The sequence below is a fragment of the Streptomyces sp. NPDC101225 genome, from assembly GCF_044767585.1.
In the GTDB taxonomy this organism is placed as follows: domain Bacteria; phylum Actinomycetota; class Actinomycetes; order Streptomycetales; family Streptomycetaceae; genus Streptomyces.
This window is the reverse complement of the sequence record NZ_JBIWOE010000039.1, coordinates 12,329-29,203: the sequence shown is the minus strand read 5'-3', so window position 1 is coordinate 29,203 and position 16,875 is coordinate 12,329. Positions and strand designations below refer to the sequence as shown.

Genomic DNA, 16,875 nt, shown 5'->3' with positions numbered 1-16,875 from the left:
CGGCTCCTGACGACTTCCGGCGAAGGGCGTGGACTCAGACGGTCAGGGGCGCGCCGTCCAGCGCGACCGTCGGATCGGGGAGCCGGAACTCCCGCCCGGCCAGGGACTCGTAGAGACGGACCGGGCTCATCTCGCCCGCCAGATCACCGTACTGGGCCTGGGCGCGGCGGTATATCTGCTCGACCAGCGCGGACAGCTCCGTGGACACGCCGATGTCGCGACCGAGGTCGACGGCGAGCCCCAGGTCCTTGCAGGCGAGCGCCATGGCGAACGAGTCGTCGTAGTCGCCGTCCGTGAGGACGCACATGACGTCGTTCTCCAGGAAGTTCGAGGCGGCCGGGCTCGCGAGCAGCGCGTTGCGCAGCACACCGAGGTCGACGCCGGACCTGACCCCCATCGCCAGCACCTCGGACGTGGCCACCAGGTGGCTGAACCACAGCAGGTTGATCATGAGCTTGACGGTGTATCCGGCGCCGAGCGGTCCGACGTGCAGGACGCGGTCCGGATCGCCCATGGCCTCCAGGACAGGCAGCGACATGCGGAAGTCGTCCACGGTTCCGCCGACGAAGATCTGCAGGCCTCCGGCCTCGGCGCCGCGCGCCATCCCGCTCACGGGAGCGTCCATCCGGCGCACTTCGCGCCGGTCGAGCACCTCAGCGGCGACCCGCTCGGCGGCGCCCGGGGTGGAGGTCGACATATCGATCCAAAGGGCGCCCGAGGGCAGTGCCTCGGCGGCCCCGCCGCGCAGCAGGACCTCCTCGACGACGCGCGGGTTGGGCAGCATGGTGATCAGCAGTTCCGCGTCGGCGGCGCAGACGGCGGGACTGTCGGCCCAGCGGGCGCCGAGCGCCAGGTGCTCGGCGGCGGCCTCGGGCCGGGTGTCGTGCACGGTTACCAGGTGTCCCGCGTGGATCAGGTGGCGGGCCATGTGGCGTCCCATGTTGCCCAGACCGATGAAACCGATCCTCATTGATTCCTCGCTACGGCTCTGTACGGGTTGGCGGGTGAGTGGTGCGGTGGATACGGATGTTCAGGCCAGGCTGATCCAGGTGGTCTTGAGCGCCGTGTAGGCGTCCAGCGCGTGCAGCGACTTGTCGCGTCCCGCGCCGGTCGCCTTGAAGCCGCCGAACGGGGTGATGACGTCGCTGGCGTCGAACGTGTTGATCCACACGGTGCCGGCCCGCAGCCGCTTCGCCGTGCGGTGGGCCACGGTCACGTCACGCGTCCATACGGAGGCGACGAGCCCGAAGTCGCTCTCGTTCGCCAGCCGCACACCTTCGTCGACATCCCCGTCGTACGACACCACGGCGAGGACCGGACCGAAGATCTCCTCCTGGCCGACCACCGAGGTGTTCTCGACGCCGTCGAGGATCGTCGGCTCGACGAAGCTGCCGCCCGACTCGACGCGGGTGCGTCCGCCGCCGAGCAGCACGGTCGCCCCGTCCTGCCGGCCGCGCTCGATATAGCCGAGGATCTTGGCGAGTTGGGCCTCGTCGACGATCGGGCCCATGACGGTGGCCGGGTCGAGGGGGTCGCCCACCCGGAAGGTGTCGGCGGTGATCCGCCTTACGGCGGTGAGGAGTTCGTCCTTGACGGAGGAGTGGACGACGAGCCGCGAGCCCGCGTTGCAGGTCTGCCCCGCGTTGTAGAAGATGCCCCAGGCCACCGCGGACGCGGCGGCCTCGATGTCGGCGTCGGGCAGCACCAGTTGGGGTGACTTGCCACCTGCCTCGACGGCGACCTGCTTGCCGTTGGACTCGCCCGCGTAGACCTGGAAGAGGCGGGCCACCTTCGCCGAACCGGTGAAGGCGATCTTGTCGATGTCCGGATGCCTGCCCAGTGCCTGCCCGGCGACCTCGCCCCGGCCGGGGACGACGTTGAGCACCCCGTCCGGCAGCCCGGCCTCCGTGGCGAGCGCGGCCAGCCGCAGGGCGGCCAGCGACGTCTGCTCGGCGGGCTTCAGCACGACACTGTTGCCCGTCGCGAGGGCCGGTGCCAGCTTCCAGCTGGCGATCAGCAGCGCGTAGTTCCACGGCACCACCGCGCCGACCACACCCAGCGGCTCCCGGGTGATCAGCGCCAGGGCGTCCCCGGGGGTCGGTGCCAACTCGTCGTACGTCTTGTCGATCGCCTCGGCATACCAGGCGATGGTCTCGGCCGCCTTGGCCACGTCGACGCGCACCGACTCGGTGATGGGCTTGCCCATCTCCAGGGTGTCGAGAAGGGCCAGTTCCTCGGCGTCCTCCAGGACGAGCTCGGCCCAGCGCAGGAGGACGCGCTTGCGCTCCTTGGGCGCGAGGTCCCGCCAGCGCCCGTCCTCGAAGGCGCCGCGGGCGCACCGTACCGCCTTGTCCACGTCCTCCGCGCCCGCGGCCTGTACCTCGGAGAGTACGGAGCCGTCGCGCGAGGAGACGATCGAGAAGCTGTCGCCCGACGTGGCATCCGTGAAGGCACCGTCGACGAACAGCCGGGTCTCGAAGGTGAGCTTGCTCGCCGCTGCCAGCCACTCGTCGTGGGAACGGGACAGCAACTCCTCGATGCGGTACGTCATTTGATCCTCCAGCGGTCGATCGCGTCCTCGTCCAGCTCGATGCCGAGGCCGGGCTTGTCCGGCACTTCGAGGTTGCCCTCGGGGTCGACGCGCACGGGCTCGGCAAGCATGAAGTCGCGGCGCTCGGGCGTCCAGCCGGGCGGGTCGTACGGGAACTCGAAGTAGGGGCCGCCCCCGACGCCCGCGGACACGTGCAGGTTGGCGAGCACGCCGATGCCGTTGGTCCAGCTGTGGGGGGTGAACTGGCGGTGTTTGAGCTGGGCGAGCTCGGCAAGGGTGCGGGCGCGGTGCATGCCGATCGCGAGCACCACGTCCATCTGGTAAATGTCGAGCGCGTCCTCTTCGAGGTAGCGCAGCAGCTCGGTGGGGGAGTGGTGCATCTCGCCGGCGGCGATCCGCACACCGGGATTCTCGGCGCGCAGCCGCTTGAAGCCGTCGAGGTCGGCGTAGGGCAGCGGCTCCTCAACCCAGAAGACGTCGAACTCGGCGAGGTGCGCGATCACCTTGCGGGTCTTGGCGAGGTCCGACGCGTTCGCGGTGTCGCCCGCCATCCGCCAGGACTGGTTGAGGTCGACCATGATCTCGAAGTCGGCGCCCAACTCCTCACGCACGGCGCGTACCGCGGCGATGCCCTCGTCGACCCGGTTCCGGTCGATGCGGATCTTCATGGCGCGGAAGCCCGCCTCGCGCACCTTGAGCGCGGTCGCGACCCGCTCCTCGGGCGACTTCAGCTCGCCGGAGGAGGCGTACGCGGGCAGCTTCTTCGCCGCGTTGCCGAACAGCTCCGACACCGGGCGGCCGTGTACCTTGCCGATGACGTCCCAGAGCGCGGCCTCCAGGGGCCAGTAGTGGGCGCCGTGGAAATTGGCGGTCTCGATCGTCCTGACGTGCCGGGCGATGTCGAGCGGGTCCTCGCCGACGAACAGGTGCTTGTACGTCTCGAAGCCGTCCATCAGGTCGCCCGAGCCGATGCCGGTGACGCCCTCGTCGGTGTGGACGCGGACGATCGTGGCGTCGAAGTGGCGGCGCGGCTCGGGGTCCCAGGCGGCCCGGAAGGGCGGGTCCAGCTCCAGCCGCAGCCGGTCCAGGGTGATGTCGGTGATCTTCATCGGCCGAGCACCTCCGCGGACGGTGTGTAGAAGGGGTTGGCCGGGCCGTCCTTGGCCGCGTCCCGGATGTCGGCGATCATCGGAGTGCCGGTGACAGCGGCGCGCACCGCGCCGCGGGCGGCCTCGCGCTGGTTGCGGAAGGAGACGTCGAGGTCGTCGACCTGGGGGTTGACCCAGACGGCGGCGATGATCAGCAGCTCGTCCGCCTCGTCGGCGGGCAGCAGGCCCTCCTCGACTGCGTCCAGGACGCCCTGCGCCAGGCCGGCCTGCGCCGAACCCCAGGTGGCCCGCTGGTGCAGTTCGCCGCCGCCGGCGGCGGCCTTGGTGACGAACAGCGTCAGCGGCTTGACCGGCACCGACGGGCGGACGACCGTCATGAACGGGACGTGCCCGGCACTCGGCGTGGCCAGCGCCGTCGCCCAGGCGGTCTCGACCGGGCCGCCCTTGCGGCCGATCACGACGTTCGTGTGCGCGGCGTTGGCGCCCTCACCGACGAAGGACTCGCCGATGAGCGCGGTCGGGGCAAAGGGGGAGGGCATCGGAGCTCCTGAACCTCGGGAAGCCGGTGAAGCGGAGAGCATCGGAAGGAAGGGATGAACCTCGTATTCGGTGCAGTTCATCCGGCCCGATGCGGCGAATCTAGGTCCGCCGGAACCCGCCCGCAAGGCGCCGCCGGGAATCGAAATGCCGGTTGCTCTCCTGACAACTTCGTGGCTGACCTGCGGTTCCATGCCCAGCGTCGACGCCTAGGATGGCGCGGGTGACGGACAATCCCTCGCCTGCCCCCGGTATGCAGCGCGGCCACGGCCTGCGGCGCGACATCGACCTGCTGGAGGCCCTCGCCTCCGACGAGGCGCAGAACGCCGGCGGCCTGGGCGTCGTGCGTATCGCCCAGCTCGTCGGCCGGGAGAAGACGCAGATCTCGCGGGCCTTGAAGGCGCTGGCCGTGGAGGGGATCGTGGAACGCGACCCGGACACGCTGGAGTACCGCCTCGGCTGGCGGCTGTTCTCCCTGGTGGCACGGACCTCGGAGAACCGCCTCGTGCGGATGGCCGAGCCGGTCATGCACGCCCTGTCGGCGGACCTGGAGGAGACCAGCCACCTCTGCGTGCTCAGGGACCGTGAGGTCCTCACCCTCCTGTCGGTATCCGGGCACTCGTTCCGCGTCCATGGCTGGGAAGGCCGCGGGGTGCCGGCCTGGCAGACCTCGGCCGGGCGCGTGCTGCTGGCCGACGCCACGCCAGACGAGCTATACGTCCGCTTCGGCACGGCGAGCGAGATGCCGGTCCCGGAGCTGTGGGCACGCATCCAGGAGGTCAGGCGCGTCGGCCATGCGCAGGTCAGCGAGGAGTTCGAACCCGGGCTGGTCGGCGTCTCCGCCCCGATCCGTGACTTCCGTGGCCGGGTGGTCGCCGCGATCAACATCTCGGCACCGAAGGCCCGCCTCGGGGAGCGCCTCGCCGATGCCGGCCGCGCGACCTTCGCCGCCGCGAGCCGGGTCTCCTGGCTCCTCGGCTGGGAGCCCCGCCGCACGACCCTGCGCCAGGAGCGCCTGACGTGATCTCCGCCCACCGAAGCCCGCGATCGGCGGTTGCTCCGACAGCAACCCCCATTTCGATCTCGGAGACAGCCTTGTCGGCCGTATGACGCGCTCGTAAATTCGCCGCGAACCGGACGGAGCCCTCGTTCGGAACGGAGAAAAGAGCAGCCCATGACCTTCGTCGGCATCGACGCCCTCGCCAAGGCCCCGCTCGCCGAGGGCGACGTCCTCGTCGGCGGTCGCTGGAGTGCCGCCGAGGACGGCCGGACCTATCCGGTCAACGACCCGGCCACTGGGGATCTGATCCGCGAGGTGTCCGCGGCGGGACCGAGCGACGCGCTCGCCGCGATCGAGGCGGCCGAGGCGGCGAGCGCCGGGTGGCGGGCCACTCCGGCTCGGCGTCGCTCGGAGATCCTGCACGGCGCGTTCACCCTGATGCGCGAGCACACCGACACGCTCGCCCGGTTGATCGTCCTGGAGAACGGCAAGGCCTACCGGGACGCCGCCGCCGAGGTCGGCTACGCGGCCGAGTTCTTCCGCTGGTTCGCAGAGGAGGCCGTCCGCGTCGGCTCGTCCTTCGGGGACGCTCCCGGCGGTGGCTTCCGGCACGTCGTGCGCAAGCATCCGGTCGGTGTCACCGCCTTCGTCACCCCGTGGAACTTCCCGGCCGCGATGGCCACCCGCAAGATCGCCCCAGCGCTCGCTGCCGGCTGCCCCGTCCTTCTCAAACCCGCTCCGGAAACCCCGCTCACCGCCCTCGCCGTCGCCGCGCTGCTGAGCGAGACTGGTCTGCCCGACGGACTCCTGAACGTCCTGCCCACCGACCGTGCCCCCGAGATCGTCTCCACCTGGCTCGGCGACGAACGGGTCCGCAAGTTCTCCTTCACCGGCTCCACCGCCACCGGCAGGCTCCTGCTCGGACAGGCGGCGGCGAACGTCGTCAACGTGACCATGGAGCTGGGCGGCAACGCCCCCTTCGTGGTCTGCGCGGACGCCGACGTCGACGCTGCCGTGCGCGGCGCCATGGACGCCAAGATGCGCGGCGGCGGCGAGGTGTGCATCGCGGCCAACCGGTTCTACGTCCACGAGTCCGTGGCCGCCGAGTTCACCGAGAAGTTCGGTGCCGCCATGGCCGCCGTACGCACCGGACCCGGGCTGGCGGCCGGCGTCACCCTCGGCCCGATGATCAACGAGGCCGCCGTCGACAAGATCCGATCCCTGGTCGACGACGCCCTCGCACGCGGCGCGCGCATCGCCGCGCAGGGCACGGTGCCCGACGGGCCCGGCCACTTCCACCCCGCGACCGTCCTCACCGACGTCCCCGACGACGCCCGCATCCTCCACGAGGAGGTCTTCGGACCCGTCGCGCCCCTGACCACCTTCACCGACGAGGACGAGATGCTGGCCCGCGCGAACGCGACGATCCACGGCCTCGCCTCCTACGTCTACTCCCGCGACCTGGCCCGTGCCCTGCGCATCGCCGAACACCTGGAGGCCGGCATGGTCGGCCTCAACCGCGGCCTGCTATCCGACCCGGCCGCGCCCTTCGGCGGCGTCAAGCAGTCCGGCCTCGGCCGGGAAGGCGGCCGCGAAGGTCTCGAGGCATTCCTCGAGACGCAGTACATCGCCGTCGACTGGCCGACAACCGTCTGAGACCCCCGCACAGCTCAGGCCCGCCCCGCCCGGACACCGAAGAGTCAAGGACCGCACACGGCAACGACGCCTGCGACCCGGGACCACCGGTCCGACGCCGCGCCGCCCGCTCCGCCGTACAACGAGCGCGAACGCCGACGTCTGCACACGAAGCTGAGACTGGCCACCCAGTCAGGCCAGCGCCTCGACAGCTACGTCATCGGCGGCATCGGCGTGGCCATGGCCGCGCTCACCACGAACCTGCACCTGTCCACGTTCATGCAGGGCCTGGTCGGCGCCTCGCCGCTGATCGGCATCTCGTCGGCGGGCCACTCTTCGGCCGCCTCTCGGACCGGTTCGGGCGGCGGCCGGTGTTGTTCGTCGACATGGTGATCTTCCTGGTCGGCTCGGTCCTCCAGTTCTACGTCTCCGACGGCCTCCAGCCGTTCCTGATCCGCCTGCTGATGGGCGTGGCGATCGGCGGTGAGTATCCGTTGGCGCCCCGCTGCTCTTGGAGTACTCACCCCGCCGGGGTCGGGGGCGGCTCCTGGCCGGCCTCGAGATCAGCTGGTACGTCGGCTATGACCTCGCCACCATGGTGGGCGCCCTGTTCGCAGGCGTCGACGGAGGCTGGCGCTGGTGGCTGGCGGTGAGTGCGGTGATCGCCGTGGCGTGTGTGGCGCTGCGCCGCGCATCGTCTCGCGGGGCGGTACGGGGGCGTCGCGGGTGCTCGACCAACGGCCGAAGGGGCCGGGCAGGCCGCCGATCCAGCCGTCGCGGCTCACCGGCGGGCGGCGAGTGGGGCGAGCCGCTGGGCGGCGGTCGGCCGGCGTGGTGAGGCCAGGACCGTGGCGGCCGACCTCATGGCCAGGGCCTCGGAGGCGGGGAGGATGCGGTCGGCTCGGTCGGCTTCCACGGCCTTCGCCGAGGACGTCGACGAGGAACTCGGAGAGCTCGTACGTCTTCGGCGCGAGCTGTGCGACCGTCTCCCGCAGCGCGGTGCGGCCGTACTGGTCGGCGAGGACGTGGCGGAAGTGGCGGACCATGCCCGCGCAGGAGCCGGAGGGGGTCACCACTGCGTCGTAGCCAAATAGTGACGCGACGTTGGGTCCACGGTGTGGCCGAGCCGTTTCCAGCAGGGCGACGACCGTCTGTCCGGTCCGGGGGACATGGTGTCGTTGAAGCAGGTGATGAACAGGGCTGTACGCATGATGTGCGCCTGATGGGGAGACGGGAGCCACGGGGCGCGGGGCCGGAACGGGCCGCGCTCGCCGGGCGGGGGCGAGACCGGCATCCGCCATGCGGGAGGCGTCGATGGCTTCGGCGCGGAAGCCCGGTGACCGGTGGACGGGTTGGTCGGTGACGAACATGACTCGTTCGGGCCGCTTGACGGGGAGGAGGGCTCCGGAGACGGAGGTACGGCCGTGCGACGTGAGGATCATGACGGTCCCTCCGGCCCTGTGCTCCGGGACGTGGACGAGGGGAACGGAGCATGCGAGGGCAACAGGCCCGAGGCGCGCAGGTCCGTCCAGAGGGCGTCGGGCACCGGCAGCCGGAGCATGTCGACGGTGTCGCGCACCTCTTCGGCCGACCGGGCCCCGGTCAGCACGCCCGCCACGGCCTCGTGGCCGAAGGGGAAGCGCAGGGCGGCGGCCCGCAAGGGCACTCCGTGGCGCTCGCACACGGCCTTCAAACGCAGCGCCCGGTCCAGCAGGGGCCGGGGGGCCGGGGCGTAGTCGTAGCGCGCGCCCGGACGGGGATCGGCCAGTAGACCGGAGTTGAGAACACCTCCGATGATCACACTACGGCCGCGGGCCGCGGCTTCGGGCAGCAGTTCGTCCAGGGCTCCGTGATCGAGGAGCGTGTAGCGCCCGGCGAGCAGGACGGTGTCCACGTCCGTGTCGCGGACGATGCGCGTGAGGGCCCGGGTCTGGTTCATGCCCGCCCCGATCGCCCCGACGACGCCCTCGGCCCGCAGCCGCTCCAGCGCCCGGTAGCCCTGGGTGAGCGCCTGGTCCAGGTGCTCGTCGGGGTCGTGGAGGAGTGCGACGTCGACGCGGTCCAGGCCGAGCCGTTCCAGGCTGGCCTCGATGGAGCGCAGCACGCCGTCGGCGCTGAAGTCCCACACCCGGTGGTGGGTGGCGGCGACGGCGAATCCGTTGGCGAGATCGTCACCGCCCCCGCCGCCGGGGACGAGGAGCCGGCCCACCTTCGTGGACACCGTGTACGCGTCCCGCGGTCGGCCGCGGAGAGCGGCGCCGAGCCTGCGTTCGGACAGGCCGAGGCCGTAGTGCGGGGCCGTGTCGAAGGTGCGGATGCCCGCGTCCCAGGCGGCGGCCACGGTGTCGGCCGCGGCCCGGTCGTTGAGGGGGGCGTAGAGGTTGCCCAGTGCGGCGGCGCCGAACGCCAGCTCGGTGACGCGGACCCTGCTGCCGCCCAGCACGGTGGTTCTCATGAGACCGAAAAGGGACGGACACGCAGCCCCTGCATGCCGCCGTCGACGGCGAGCGAGGTACCCGTGACCGACGCGGCGGCCGGGCTCACCAGGTAGCCGATGGCGGCGGCGACCTCGTCGACGGTGACGAGGCGGCCCAGGGGCTGGCGGGCGTTGAGGGCGGCGCGCTCGGCCTCCGGGTCGTCGGCGGCGTCCAGCAGTCGGCCCACCCAGGGAGTGTCTGTGGTGCCGGGGTTGACGCAGTTGACGCGTATGCCCTCGCGGACGTGGTCGGCGGCCATCGCGAGGGTCAGCGACAGGACCGCGCCCTTGCTCGCGCAGTACAGGGCGCGCTGCGGCAGCCCGGCGGTGGCGCCGATGGAGCAGGTGTTGACGACGGAGGCGGTGCCGGGTCGGGACCGTGCGGCCTCCCGCAGGTACGGCAGGGCCGCGCGAGTCGTCCGCACGATGCCCAGCACATTGATGTCGAGGACGGCGTGCCACTGCTCGTCCGACTGGTCCTCCACCGTACCCTCGGCTCCGACCCCGGCGTTGTTGACCAGGATGTCGAGGCCGCCCAGGTCTCGCGCCGCCGATTCGACGGCCGCGCGCACGGACCCGTCGTCACCGACGTCGGTCCGGTAGCCCGACAACGGGTCGGGGAGCCCGTCCGGGTTCAGGTCCAGGACCGCGACGTGGGCGCCGCGCTCGGAGAGAAGACGGGCCGTGGCCAGCCCGATACCGGAAGCGCCACCGGTGACCAGGGCGCCAAGGTCCTGCAGATCCTTGCTCATACGTTCTTGGCCTTTTGGGGTACGCCGGCCATGCCGACCTTGGGTAGGTGTTCGAACACGAGGCAGCCGCGCGCGGGCTCACAGGCCGGGTCCCGCCTCGCCGTGACGGTCTCACGCACGGTCGCGTGCCTGCCGATGCCACCGGATGGGGCCGGTTCCTCGGTCCGGTACGGCCCGAACCGCTCCGGCGCCCTGGCCCGTGAGACCGGCTCGTCGACGGTCGGCCATGGAGCGCCGTGGCCCGCGGTACCGGCATCGACGGCCAGGACCGCGGCGGCCTTCGGCTTGATCCGGGCGGGTCCATCGGTGACGGACCGCCTCAACCGGGAAGATCATGTCGCGGGTGTGACCGTCCTGCCGCTTCACGCCGTTGACCGACAGGCGCAGGCCCAGGTCCTGGGGGTCCGCCACTTCGTCGGCGGTGACCAGCCACGGCCCCATCGGGTTGAAGGTCTCGCAGGACTTTCCGAGATCCCACTGTGGCGAGAACTCCAGCTGGAACTCCCTTTCGGAGACGTCGTGGCTGATCGTGTACCCCGCGATCGACTCCAGCGCCTGCGCGGTGCTGTCCAGGTGACGGCACCGCCGGCCGATGACGACGGCCAGCTCGACCTCCCAGTCGGTCTTCACCGAGCCACGTGGGGATCAGCACCTCGTCGTACGGGCCAACGACCGTGCCCGGATCCTTCATGAAGACCACCGGGCGAACCGGGATCGCCGCGCCGGTCTCGGTTCGCCCGGTGGTTCAGCCCGACGCAGATGATCTTTCCAGGCCGTGCCACCGGGGCCCCGATCCGGAGATCCGACATGTCCAGCTCGGCCAGCCGCCCCGTCTCGACCGCAGTGCCGGCACGGTCGATGCCGCCCGAAGAAAGGAACGAGCCGTCGATGTCGGTGACGAGAGAGGACAGGTCCAGGACACGTCCGTCGTCGGAGCGTACCGCCGGGCGTTCCGCGCCGCGTGGGCCGACTCGTAGCAGTTTCACGATGCAATCGCTTCCTTGTGATGGGTGGGTGCGGACAGTGAGTGACTCACACCACCGATCGGCGGGAGTCCGCCGTGTGCCGCCATGATCTTGAGTACCCGCTCGGCCGCCGGGGTGCGGAAGGTGACCTCGGCGCATCCCGCTCCGCCCGTGGCGAGCGCCTCGGCGAGCGGGGCGGCCGTGGCGGGGTCGGCCACCGTCAGCCCCGGCAGGATCCGGGAGCCGGCCGGCACGGACGCCAGGTCGGTGCCGCTCATCTGCCGAGCCATCCGCCGTCGACGGGCAGGACCGTGCCGTGGACATACCGGGCGGCGTCGGAGGCGAGGAAGACGGTGGCGCCGGCGAGGTCGTCCGCGCTGCCCCAGCGGCCGGCCGGAATCCGCTCCAGGATGGCTCGGCTGCGCGCCGGATCGTCCCGCAGGGCCTGGGTGTTGTCGGTGGCGATGTAGCCGGGGGCGACGGCGTTGACGTTGACGCCGTGCGGCGCCCACTCGTTGGCGAGGGCCTTGGTCAGGCCGGTGATGCCGTGCTTGGCGGCGGTGTAGCCGGGGACGTTGATCCCGCCCTGGAAGCTCAGCAGCGACGCCGTGAAGACGATCCTGCCTTCGCCGCGGGCCACCATGGCCGCGCCGACGGCCCGGGTGAGGGCGAACTGGGCGCCGAGGTCGACCTGGAGCACCAGCTCCCAGTCGGCGTCGGTGTGCTCGGCGGCCGGAGCACGGCGGATGGTGCCCGCGTTGTTGACCAGGATGTCCACCGGCCTCTCGCGCCGCGCGAGGTCCGCACCGAGCGCGCGTACGGCGGCGGGGTCGGCGAAGTCGGCGCGGACCGCCTCGAAGCTCCGGCCCGCGCCGACCACGTCCTTCTCCACCGCGCTGCCGGATTCCTCCAACCGCGCGCTCACACCGATCACGTCCGCGCCGGCCTCGGCCAGGGCACGGGCCATCGCCCGGCCGATGCCCCGGCGGGCACCGGTGACGACCGCGAGCCGACCGGTCAGATCGAAGAGACTCATGCTGCTTCTCCCTCGGAGCGATCGGTGCAGTCGAGGAGGACCTTCATCACGTCGCCGCCCGCTTCGAGGACGTCGAAGGCCGAGGATGCCTCGGCGAGCGGGACGACCTTGCTGATGAGCCGATCGGCGGGGACGGTACCGTCCGCCACCAGTGTCACCGCCCGCTCGAAGTCGTCACGGTCGTACAACCGGGCGCCCACGAGGGTGAGTTCGCGCCAGAAGAACCGGTGCAGGTTCACCTCGCGGGGCCGTGGGTGGATGGCGACCAGGCACAGCCGGCCGCGCACCGCCAGGACATCGACCGCCGTCTCGACCCCGGCGGCGGCACCGGACACCTCGAACGCGACGTCCGCGCCCGCGCCCCCGGTCCACTCCACGACCAGCTCCGCCACGTCCCGCGAGGCGGGGTCCCACGTGGTCAGCCCCAGTTCCTCGGCAAGCAGCCGGCGGTGGGTGCTCGGCTCCACGACACGTACCTCGGCTCCGGAGGCGCGCGCGACCAGGGCGATGAGGACTCCGACCGGGCCGCCGCCCACGACCACGACCCGCTCGTCGGCGCGGACCTGCGCGCGGCCCACGTCGTGGACGGCGACGGCGGTGGGCTCGACGAGTGCCGCGCGATCCAGGGGCAGCGTGTCGGGCAGGCGGACGAGAACGGACGCAGGCACGGTCCAGCGCTGCTGCATCGCGCCGGGGGAGTCGATGCCGATGAAGTCGAGATGGTGGCAGATGTGCCGGTGATCCGCCGTGCAGGCCGGGCAGGTGCCGTCCCAGCGCAGTGGCATCACGGTCACGTGGTCGCCGGGCCGCCAGTTCTTGACGTCCGCTCCCACACGCACGATCCGGCCGGACATCTCGTGGCCGATGACGGCCGGGGCGGCGACCCGAGTGTCCATGTCACCGTGGAAGATGTGCAGGTCGGTGCCGCAGATGCCGACATAGGCCGGGGCCAGTTCCACCTCGTCCGGCCCGGGCGGCGAACTCGGCGCGGGGGCCGTGTCGAGGCTGCGGGCACGGACGTAGCGCACCGCGAGCACGTCTGTCATGGGGTGGAGTCCTTTCGAGAAGGGCGGGTGGCCGGGGCGAGGCGGTAGAAACGCGTCGCGGTGCCGGCCAGGACCGGCTCGGTGTCGGCGGCGGAACAGCCGGTCAGCAGTTCGTCCATCGCGTCCGCCCAGCGGTTCCAGCCGCCGGCGAGGACGCAGACCGGCCAGTCCGAGCCGAACATCAGCCGGTCGGGCCCGAAGGACGACATGAGAACGTCCCACACCGGGCGGATGTCGTCCGTGGTCCAGGCCTCGTGGTCGGCCTCGGTGACGAGTCCGGACACCTTGCACATGACGTGGGGATGTCCGGCGAGCAGCCGTATCTGACGTTCCCAGCCGGTCAGATCCCCCTTCACCAGTGGCGGCTTGCCCGCGTGGTTCAGTACCAGCGGCAGGTCGGGGAAGCGCCGGGCGAGCCGGACGGCACCGGGCAGCTGGTGGTCGCGGAGCAGCACGTCGTACGCCAGTCCGCGCCGCTGCAGCTCCGTCAGCCCCCGCTCGACGTCCGGACGTTGCAGCCAGTCGGGGTCGCTCTCGGACTGGACAAGGTGCCGTAGTGACCGCAGATACCGACCCCCCGGTCCGGCGAGCAGGCCGTCGAGTGTGGCGCCGACTGCCGGCGAGGTGAGGTCGGCCCAGCCGACCACCGCGCCGACCAGGGCGTCCTGTTCCGCGATCGCGAGCAGGTCCCGTGTCTCGGGGACGGACGCCATGCACTGGACGGCTACCGTGGCCGTCGGCCGGCGGCCGGCGATCGGACGGGTCGCGTCCGATCGCAGGTCGCCGAGGGCGAAGCTGTGCCGGATGGGCGCCAGTGCGGGTTCGTCGAGCCACGGCTGCGGACGCTCGGTGAGGTCCCACAGGTGGTGGTGGGCGTCGACGAGGGCGGGGACGTTCGATGTCACTGAATGGTCCACTGCTGGTTGGTCTGGTTGAGGGACATCCACTGGTCGATCACGGCGCCGTTGGAGGTGGAGTTGTTGTAGACCTCCATGGCCTGCTTGGACTCGTAGTTGCGGATGACGTAGCCGGTGGGGGCCGTCTCGAAGTACCAGAGCTGGTTGTTGCCGCCGCTGTAGGTCCACTGCACGAGTGCGTTGCCCCTGGAATGCGACAGGTTGTAGTCGTCCAGGACCTTGCCGCTGTTGCGGTTGACGATCTTGTACAGATCCCCGCTGACCTTGACGATGTTCCACTGCTGGTTGGTGCCGGAGTTGGCCGCCCACTGGTCGATTTTGCCGCCGTCGGCGGTGGAGTTGTTGTAGACGTCGGCGAGCAGCCCACTGCCCACGTTCTTGATCGTGTAGTACGTCGACGGGTCGAAGGACGGTGTCGCGACGGCGTCCTCCAAGGCGCCGCCCGCCTGCTGCACGCTGAAGTCGGTGATGTAGAAGTAGTCGCCGTCGGTCTTGGCGATGCGGACGTAGCGGAACTTCTGGCGTGCGTCGATCTTGGCGGTCAGGGTCGCGGCGTACGGCAGGGCTGCGGCGTCACGGCGTCCCAGCACGGTGTACGTGGCGAACGTCGGGTCGTTGGAGCCGCGCACCTCGAAGTTGGCGCGGGTCGCGGACTGGTCGACGTCCTGGCGGGTGGTGAGGGAGAACTGCCCCAGTGCGTAGGCGTTGCCGAGGTCGACCTGCCACCAGGCCGAGGTGTCGGCGGCGGTGGGCGACCAGCCGGTGGCCGGGTTGTTGTCGTTGGCTTTGGCCGCAGCCCAGTTCGAGCTGTAGACGGAGGAGGCCGTCACCGTCCTGCCGTAAGCGAGGTTGGTCTTCGTCAGGAGGCCCTGGTAGGCGGACTGGAGTCCGGATGCCTTGATGACCGCGCTGCCGGAGCTGGTGTTGCCGGACAGCGTGACGTTGGAGCCATTGACGTTCCGCTGGATGAAGTTGGCCGTGCGGGACAGGACGTTGTTCGCCACGGTCAGGTTGTTCGAGCCCTCGTCGAGGTAGATGCCGGCCACGGCCGAACCACAGGCGGTGGGAGTGCGGACCACGTCGTGGATGTAGTTCTCGTTGATCACCGTGCCGGGGTCGTTGGAGAGGTGGTAGATGCCGGCGGTGTCGCAGAACTGGGTCAGCACGTTGCCGATGCGGTTGTAGCTGATCGAGTTGTCGCCTTCGGCGTTGGCAGCGGACTGCCAGCCCCAGCCCAGCGAGATGCCCGCCCACGGGGAGTCGGAGATGTCGTTGTGCTCGATCGTGGTGCCGTGGACGAAGCCCGCGTTGATGCCTGCGGTGCCCAGGTAGTCCTGGCCGGTGCGGTTGACGAGGTTGTCGGTGACCGTGACGCCGGTGACGACCTCGCGGGTGTCCTCGCCCGCCGGTGAGGTGGGCGGGTTGTAGACGGTGTGGTACTCGACGGTGGGGTCGGAGAACTTGCCGACCGTGATGCCGTTGCCCGCGACATCGGTGACGATGTTGCCCGTCACGGTGGAGTCGTGGACCCCGTGGTGCAGGTCCAGGGCGGTGGAGCCCATCTGCGTGAAGGTGTTGCCGGTGAAGGACAGGTTGTCGGCGTCGGCCGCGTACACACCCGCCGGAGGACGGTTGACGTACTGGTTGTTGCTGGTGTCGGCGGAGATGTTGTAGTTGCCGCCCTGGGCGTTGAGCAGGCCGTTCTGGGTGGCCTCGGTCCAGTTGGTCTGGGTGAAGGTGATCCCGGAGAACCGCAGGTCGTGGACCGGGGCGTCGAGGCTGTCGCCCTGGATGTCGAAGAGCGTCTCCAGCGTCGGCACCTGCACTGTGGCTGTCGACACGTCCTCGGCCGCGAGGAACCCGGACTGGGCGATCTGCGGCGAGCGGAGTATCTGACGAGTGTTGGCGCTGGCGGTGGCGGCGGTGGCTGTCGTCATGATCTCGCCCGCCCGGGGCTTGTAGTAGAGCGTGTGGGTGCTGCTGTCCAGGTAGAACTCGCCCGGCTCGTTGAGGAACTCGTGGGCGTTCTCGAAGTGGAACGGGGAACCGTTGGACAGCAACGGGTAGGGGCGCTTGAAGAGAATGCCGGCCTCGTGGTCCTGGATGGCCACGCTCGCCACGCTGTTGCTGGTGGTGTACGACTTCAGCCGCAGGTAGTTCTCCGCCCACTGCAGCTGGAGCACCATCTCAACCTTGCTGAACTGACCCCAGTCCGAGATCTGCGAGCTGGCGATCTTCAATACCTGGTTGGTCTTGTCACCGGACTGGAGCTGGAAGTTGGAGCCGACGTCGGGGTACCTGGCACGCGTGGCGCGCACTCCGTTGACGTAGAGTTGCCGGAAGTCGAGGTTGCCGACGGACGCCTTGTACTGGCCGTCGCCGGCGGCGGTCCAGCCACTGATCGTCTTTGCGCTGCTGATCACGGGGGTCTCGGACCCGTACGCCTGGTAGACCACGGTGTGGCCGTTGCTGCCCGAGTCCGCGGTGGTGAAGTCGACGGTGTTGTCGAGGTGGTACGTTCCGCCCCGCAGATTCACCACGATGTCCCCGGACATGTCCGAGTTGACGGCGCGCACCGCGTCGCGGGCGTGCTGGATCGTTTTGAAGGCGGACGCGGTGCTGGTTCCGGAGTTGCTGTCGCTGCCGTTCGTCGGGTCGACATAGAAGTTCATGTCGGCGGCGTGGGCGGACTGCGCGGGGAGGACGACTGCCGTGGCTATCAGCAGTGTCTGGAGCAGTCCTGCGATGAGACGTGCTGGTCTCATGCGGTGGTTCTCCTTCCTGGAGTGCGTCGCGGTGCGTCCCGTGCATCACGCGTCGCGGGGGTTACGGGTCGTCGGACGGCCCGCGC

The 16,875-nt window shown here is 70.5% G+C and carries 17 protein-coding genes and 1 pseudogene; 5 read left to right on the top strand and 13 right to left on the bottom strand.

Features of this window, described 5'->3' with window-relative positions; translation table 11 throughout:
* Positions 1–34: 34 nt before the first annotated feature.
* The 4 genes from ACIRPX_RS36605 to fae are packed head-to-tail and all read right to left on the bottom strand — an operon-like array spanning position 35 to position 4,199.
* Positions 35–970, bottom strand: a complete 936-nt coding sequence (locus tag ACIRPX_RS36605; RefSeq protein WP_404203446.1) for an NAD(P)-dependent oxidoreductase — start codon at positions 968–970, stop codon at positions 35–37.
* Between the two features lie 60 nt (positions 971–1,030).
* Positions 1,031–2,551 (bottom strand): aldehyde dehydrogenase, encoded by a 1,521-nt coding sequence (locus ACIRPX_RS36600; protein ID WP_404203444.1) that lies wholly within the window; start codon positions 2,549–2,551, stop codon positions 1,031–1,033.
* Positions 2,548–3,660, bottom strand: coding sequence for a mandelate racemase/muconate lactonizing enzyme family protein (locus ACIRPX_RS36595; protein WP_404203442.1), 1,113 nt, complete (start codon positions 3,658–3,660; stop codon positions 2,548–2,550). The genes ACIRPX_RS36600 and ACIRPX_RS36595 overlap by 4 nt, the downstream gene beginning before the upstream one ends.
* Positions 3,657–4,199 carry a formaldehyde-activating enzyme gene (fae, locus tag ACIRPX_RS36590; RefSeq protein WP_404203440.1) on the bottom strand — a complete coding sequence of 181 codons (543 nt, stop codon included), beginning with the start codon at positions 4,197–4,199 and terminating at the stop codon, positions 3,657–3,659. The genes ACIRPX_RS36595 and fae overlap by 4 nt, the downstream gene beginning before the upstream one ends.
* Positions 4,200–4,420: 221 nt before the next feature.
* Between fae and ACIRPX_RS36585 the strand changes: the two genes are divergently transcribed.
* The 5 genes from ACIRPX_RS36585 to ACIRPX_RS36565 all read left to right on the top strand — a co-directional run bounded on the left by ACIRPX_RS36585 (position 4,421) and on the right by ACIRPX_RS36565 (position 7,670).
* On the top strand, positions 4,421–5,221 hold the full coding sequence (locus ACIRPX_RS36585) for an IclR family transcriptional regulator (protein ID WP_404203436.1): 801 nt from the start codon (positions 4,421–4,423) through the stop codon (positions 5,219–5,221).
* A gap of 150 nt (positions 5,222–5,371) precedes the next feature.
* On the top strand, positions 5,372–6,853 hold the full coding sequence (locus tag ACIRPX_RS36580; RefSeq protein WP_404203434.1) for an NAD-dependent succinate-semialdehyde dehydrogenase: 1,482 nt from the start codon (positions 5,372–5,374) through the stop codon (positions 6,851–6,853).
* Between the two features lie 219 nt (positions 6,854–7,072).
* On the top strand, positions 7,073–7,225 hold the full coding sequence (locus tag ACIRPX_RS36575) for a hypothetical protein (RefSeq protein WP_404203432.1): 153 nt from the start codon (positions 7,073–7,075) through the stop codon (positions 7,223–7,225).
* Positions 7,204–7,485: a hypothetical protein gene (locus tag ACIRPX_RS36570; protein WP_404203430.1), complete on the top strand. Its 282-nt coding sequence runs from the start codon at positions 7,204–7,206 to the stop codon at positions 7,483–7,485. The genes ACIRPX_RS36575 and ACIRPX_RS36570 overlap by 22 nt, the downstream gene beginning before the upstream one ends.
* Positions 7,380–7,670 (top strand): hypothetical protein, encoded by a 291-nt coding sequence (locus ACIRPX_RS36565; protein ID WP_404203513.1) that lies wholly within the window; start codon positions 7,380–7,382, stop codon positions 7,668–7,670. The genes ACIRPX_RS36570 and ACIRPX_RS36565 overlap by 106 nt, the downstream gene beginning before the upstream one ends.
* Here ACIRPX_RS36565 and ACIRPX_RS36560 read toward each other — a convergent pair.
* From ACIRPX_RS36560 to ACIRPX_RS36520, 9 genes and pseudogenes are all read right to left on the bottom strand, one after another.
* Positions 7,614–7,748, bottom strand: coding sequence for a hypothetical protein (locus tag ACIRPX_RS36560; protein WP_404203523.1), 135 nt, complete (start codon positions 7,746–7,748; stop codon positions 7,614–7,616). The two genes, ACIRPX_RS36565 and ACIRPX_RS36560, sit on opposite strands and share 57 nt — an antisense overlap.
* A gap of 522 nt (positions 7,749–8,270) precedes the next feature.
* Entirely contained in the window at positions 8,271–9,287 is a 1,017-nt protein-coding gene (locus ACIRPX_RS36555; RefSeq protein ID WP_404203427.1) for an aldo/keto reductase, read from the bottom strand.
* Positions 9,284–10,060 (bottom strand): SDR family NAD(P)-dependent oxidoreductase, encoded by a 777-nt coding sequence (locus ACIRPX_RS36550; protein WP_404203425.1) that lies wholly within the window; start codon positions 10,058–10,060, stop codon positions 9,284–9,286. Before ACIRPX_RS36550 ends, ACIRPX_RS36555 begins: the two co-directional genes overlap by 4 nt.
* A 312-nt stretch (positions 10,061–10,372) precedes the next feature.
* A pseudogene (locus ACIRPX_RS36545) lies at positions 10,373–11,046 on the bottom strand (fumarylacetoacetate hydrolase family protein); the annotation flags it as partial.
* Complete coding sequence (locus tag ACIRPX_RS36540; RefSeq protein ID WP_404203423.1) at positions 11,043–11,303, bottom strand: hypothetical protein; 261 nt, start codon at positions 11,301–11,303, stop codon at positions 11,043–11,045. The pseudogene ACIRPX_RS36545 and the gene ACIRPX_RS36540, both read right to left, overlap by 4 nt.
* Positions 11,300–12,061 carry an SDR family oxidoreductase gene (locus ACIRPX_RS36535; protein WP_404203421.1) on the bottom strand — a complete coding sequence of 254 codons (762 nt, stop codon included), beginning with the start codon at positions 12,059–12,061 and terminating at the stop codon, positions 11,300–11,302. The genes ACIRPX_RS36540 and ACIRPX_RS36535 overlap by 4 nt, the downstream gene beginning before the upstream one ends.
* On the bottom strand, positions 12,058–13,107 hold the full coding sequence (locus ACIRPX_RS36530; RefSeq protein ID WP_404203419.1) for a zinc-binding dehydrogenase: 1,050 nt from the start codon (positions 13,105–13,107) through the stop codon (positions 12,058–12,060). Before ACIRPX_RS36530 ends, ACIRPX_RS36535 begins: the two co-directional genes overlap by 4 nt.
* Positions 13,104–14,012, bottom strand: coding sequence for an amidohydrolase family protein (locus ACIRPX_RS36525; protein ID WP_404203417.1), 909 nt, complete (start codon positions 14,010–14,012; stop codon positions 13,104–13,106). The genes ACIRPX_RS36530 and ACIRPX_RS36525 overlap by 4 nt, the downstream gene beginning before the upstream one ends.
* Complete coding sequence (locus ACIRPX_RS36520) at positions 14,009–16,789, bottom strand: RICIN domain-containing protein (protein ID WP_404203415.1); 2,781 nt, start codon at positions 16,787–16,789, stop codon at positions 14,009–14,011. The genes ACIRPX_RS36525 and ACIRPX_RS36520 overlap by 4 nt, the downstream gene beginning before the upstream one ends.
* Between the last annotated feature and the right edge of the window lie 86 nt (positions 16,790–16,875).

Excerpts from the sequence above, each read along its gene's own strand:
- ACIRPX_RS36550 (WP_404203425.1), bottom strand. The coding sequence starts at position 10,060 with ATGAGCAAGGATCTGCAGGACCTTGGCGCCCTGGTCACCGGTGGCGCT.
- ACIRPX_RS36540 (WP_404203423.1), bottom strand. The coding sequence starts at position 11,303 with ATGAGCGGCACCGACCTGGCGTCCGTGCCGGCCGGCTCCCGGATCCTG.
- ACIRPX_RS36520 (WP_404203415.1), bottom strand. The coding sequence starts at position 16,789 with ATGAGACCAGCACGTCTCATCGCAGGACTGCTCCAGACACTGCTGATA.
- ACIRPX_RS36600 (WP_404203444.1), bottom strand. The coding sequence starts at position 2,551 with ATGACGTACCGCATCGAGGAGTTGCTGTCCCGTTCCCACGACGAGTGG.
- fae (WP_404203440.1), bottom strand. The coding sequence starts at position 4,199 with ATGCCCTCCCCCTTTGCCCCGACCGCGCTCATCGGCGAGTCCTTCGTC.
- ACIRPX_RS36535 (WP_404203421.1), bottom strand. The coding sequence starts at position 12,061 with ATGAGTCTCTTCGATCTGACCGGTCGGCTCGCGGTCGTCACCGGTGCC.
- ACIRPX_RS36575 (WP_404203432.1), top strand. The coding sequence starts at position 7,073 with ATGGCCGCGCTCACCACGAACCTGCACCTGTCCACGTTCATGCAGGGC.
- ACIRPX_RS36595 (WP_404203442.1), bottom strand. The coding sequence starts at position 3,660 with ATGAAGATCACCGACATCACCCTGGACCGGCTGCGGCTGGAGCTGGAC.
- ACIRPX_RS36605 (WP_404203446.1), bottom strand. The coding sequence starts at position 970 with ATGAGGATCGGTTTCATCGGTCTGGGCAACATGGGACGCCACATGGCC.
- ACIRPX_RS36580 (WP_404203434.1), top strand. The coding sequence starts at position 5,372 with ATGACCTTCGTCGGCATCGACGCCCTCGCCAAGGCCCCGCTCGCCGAG.
- ACIRPX_RS36555 (WP_404203427.1), bottom strand. The coding sequence starts at position 9,287 with ATGAGAACCACCGTGCTGGGCGGCAGCAGGGTCCGCGTCACCGAGCTG.
- ACIRPX_RS36530 (WP_404203419.1), bottom strand. The coding sequence starts at position 13,107 with ATGACAGACGTGCTCGCGGTGCGCTACGTCCGTGCCCGCAGCCTCGAC.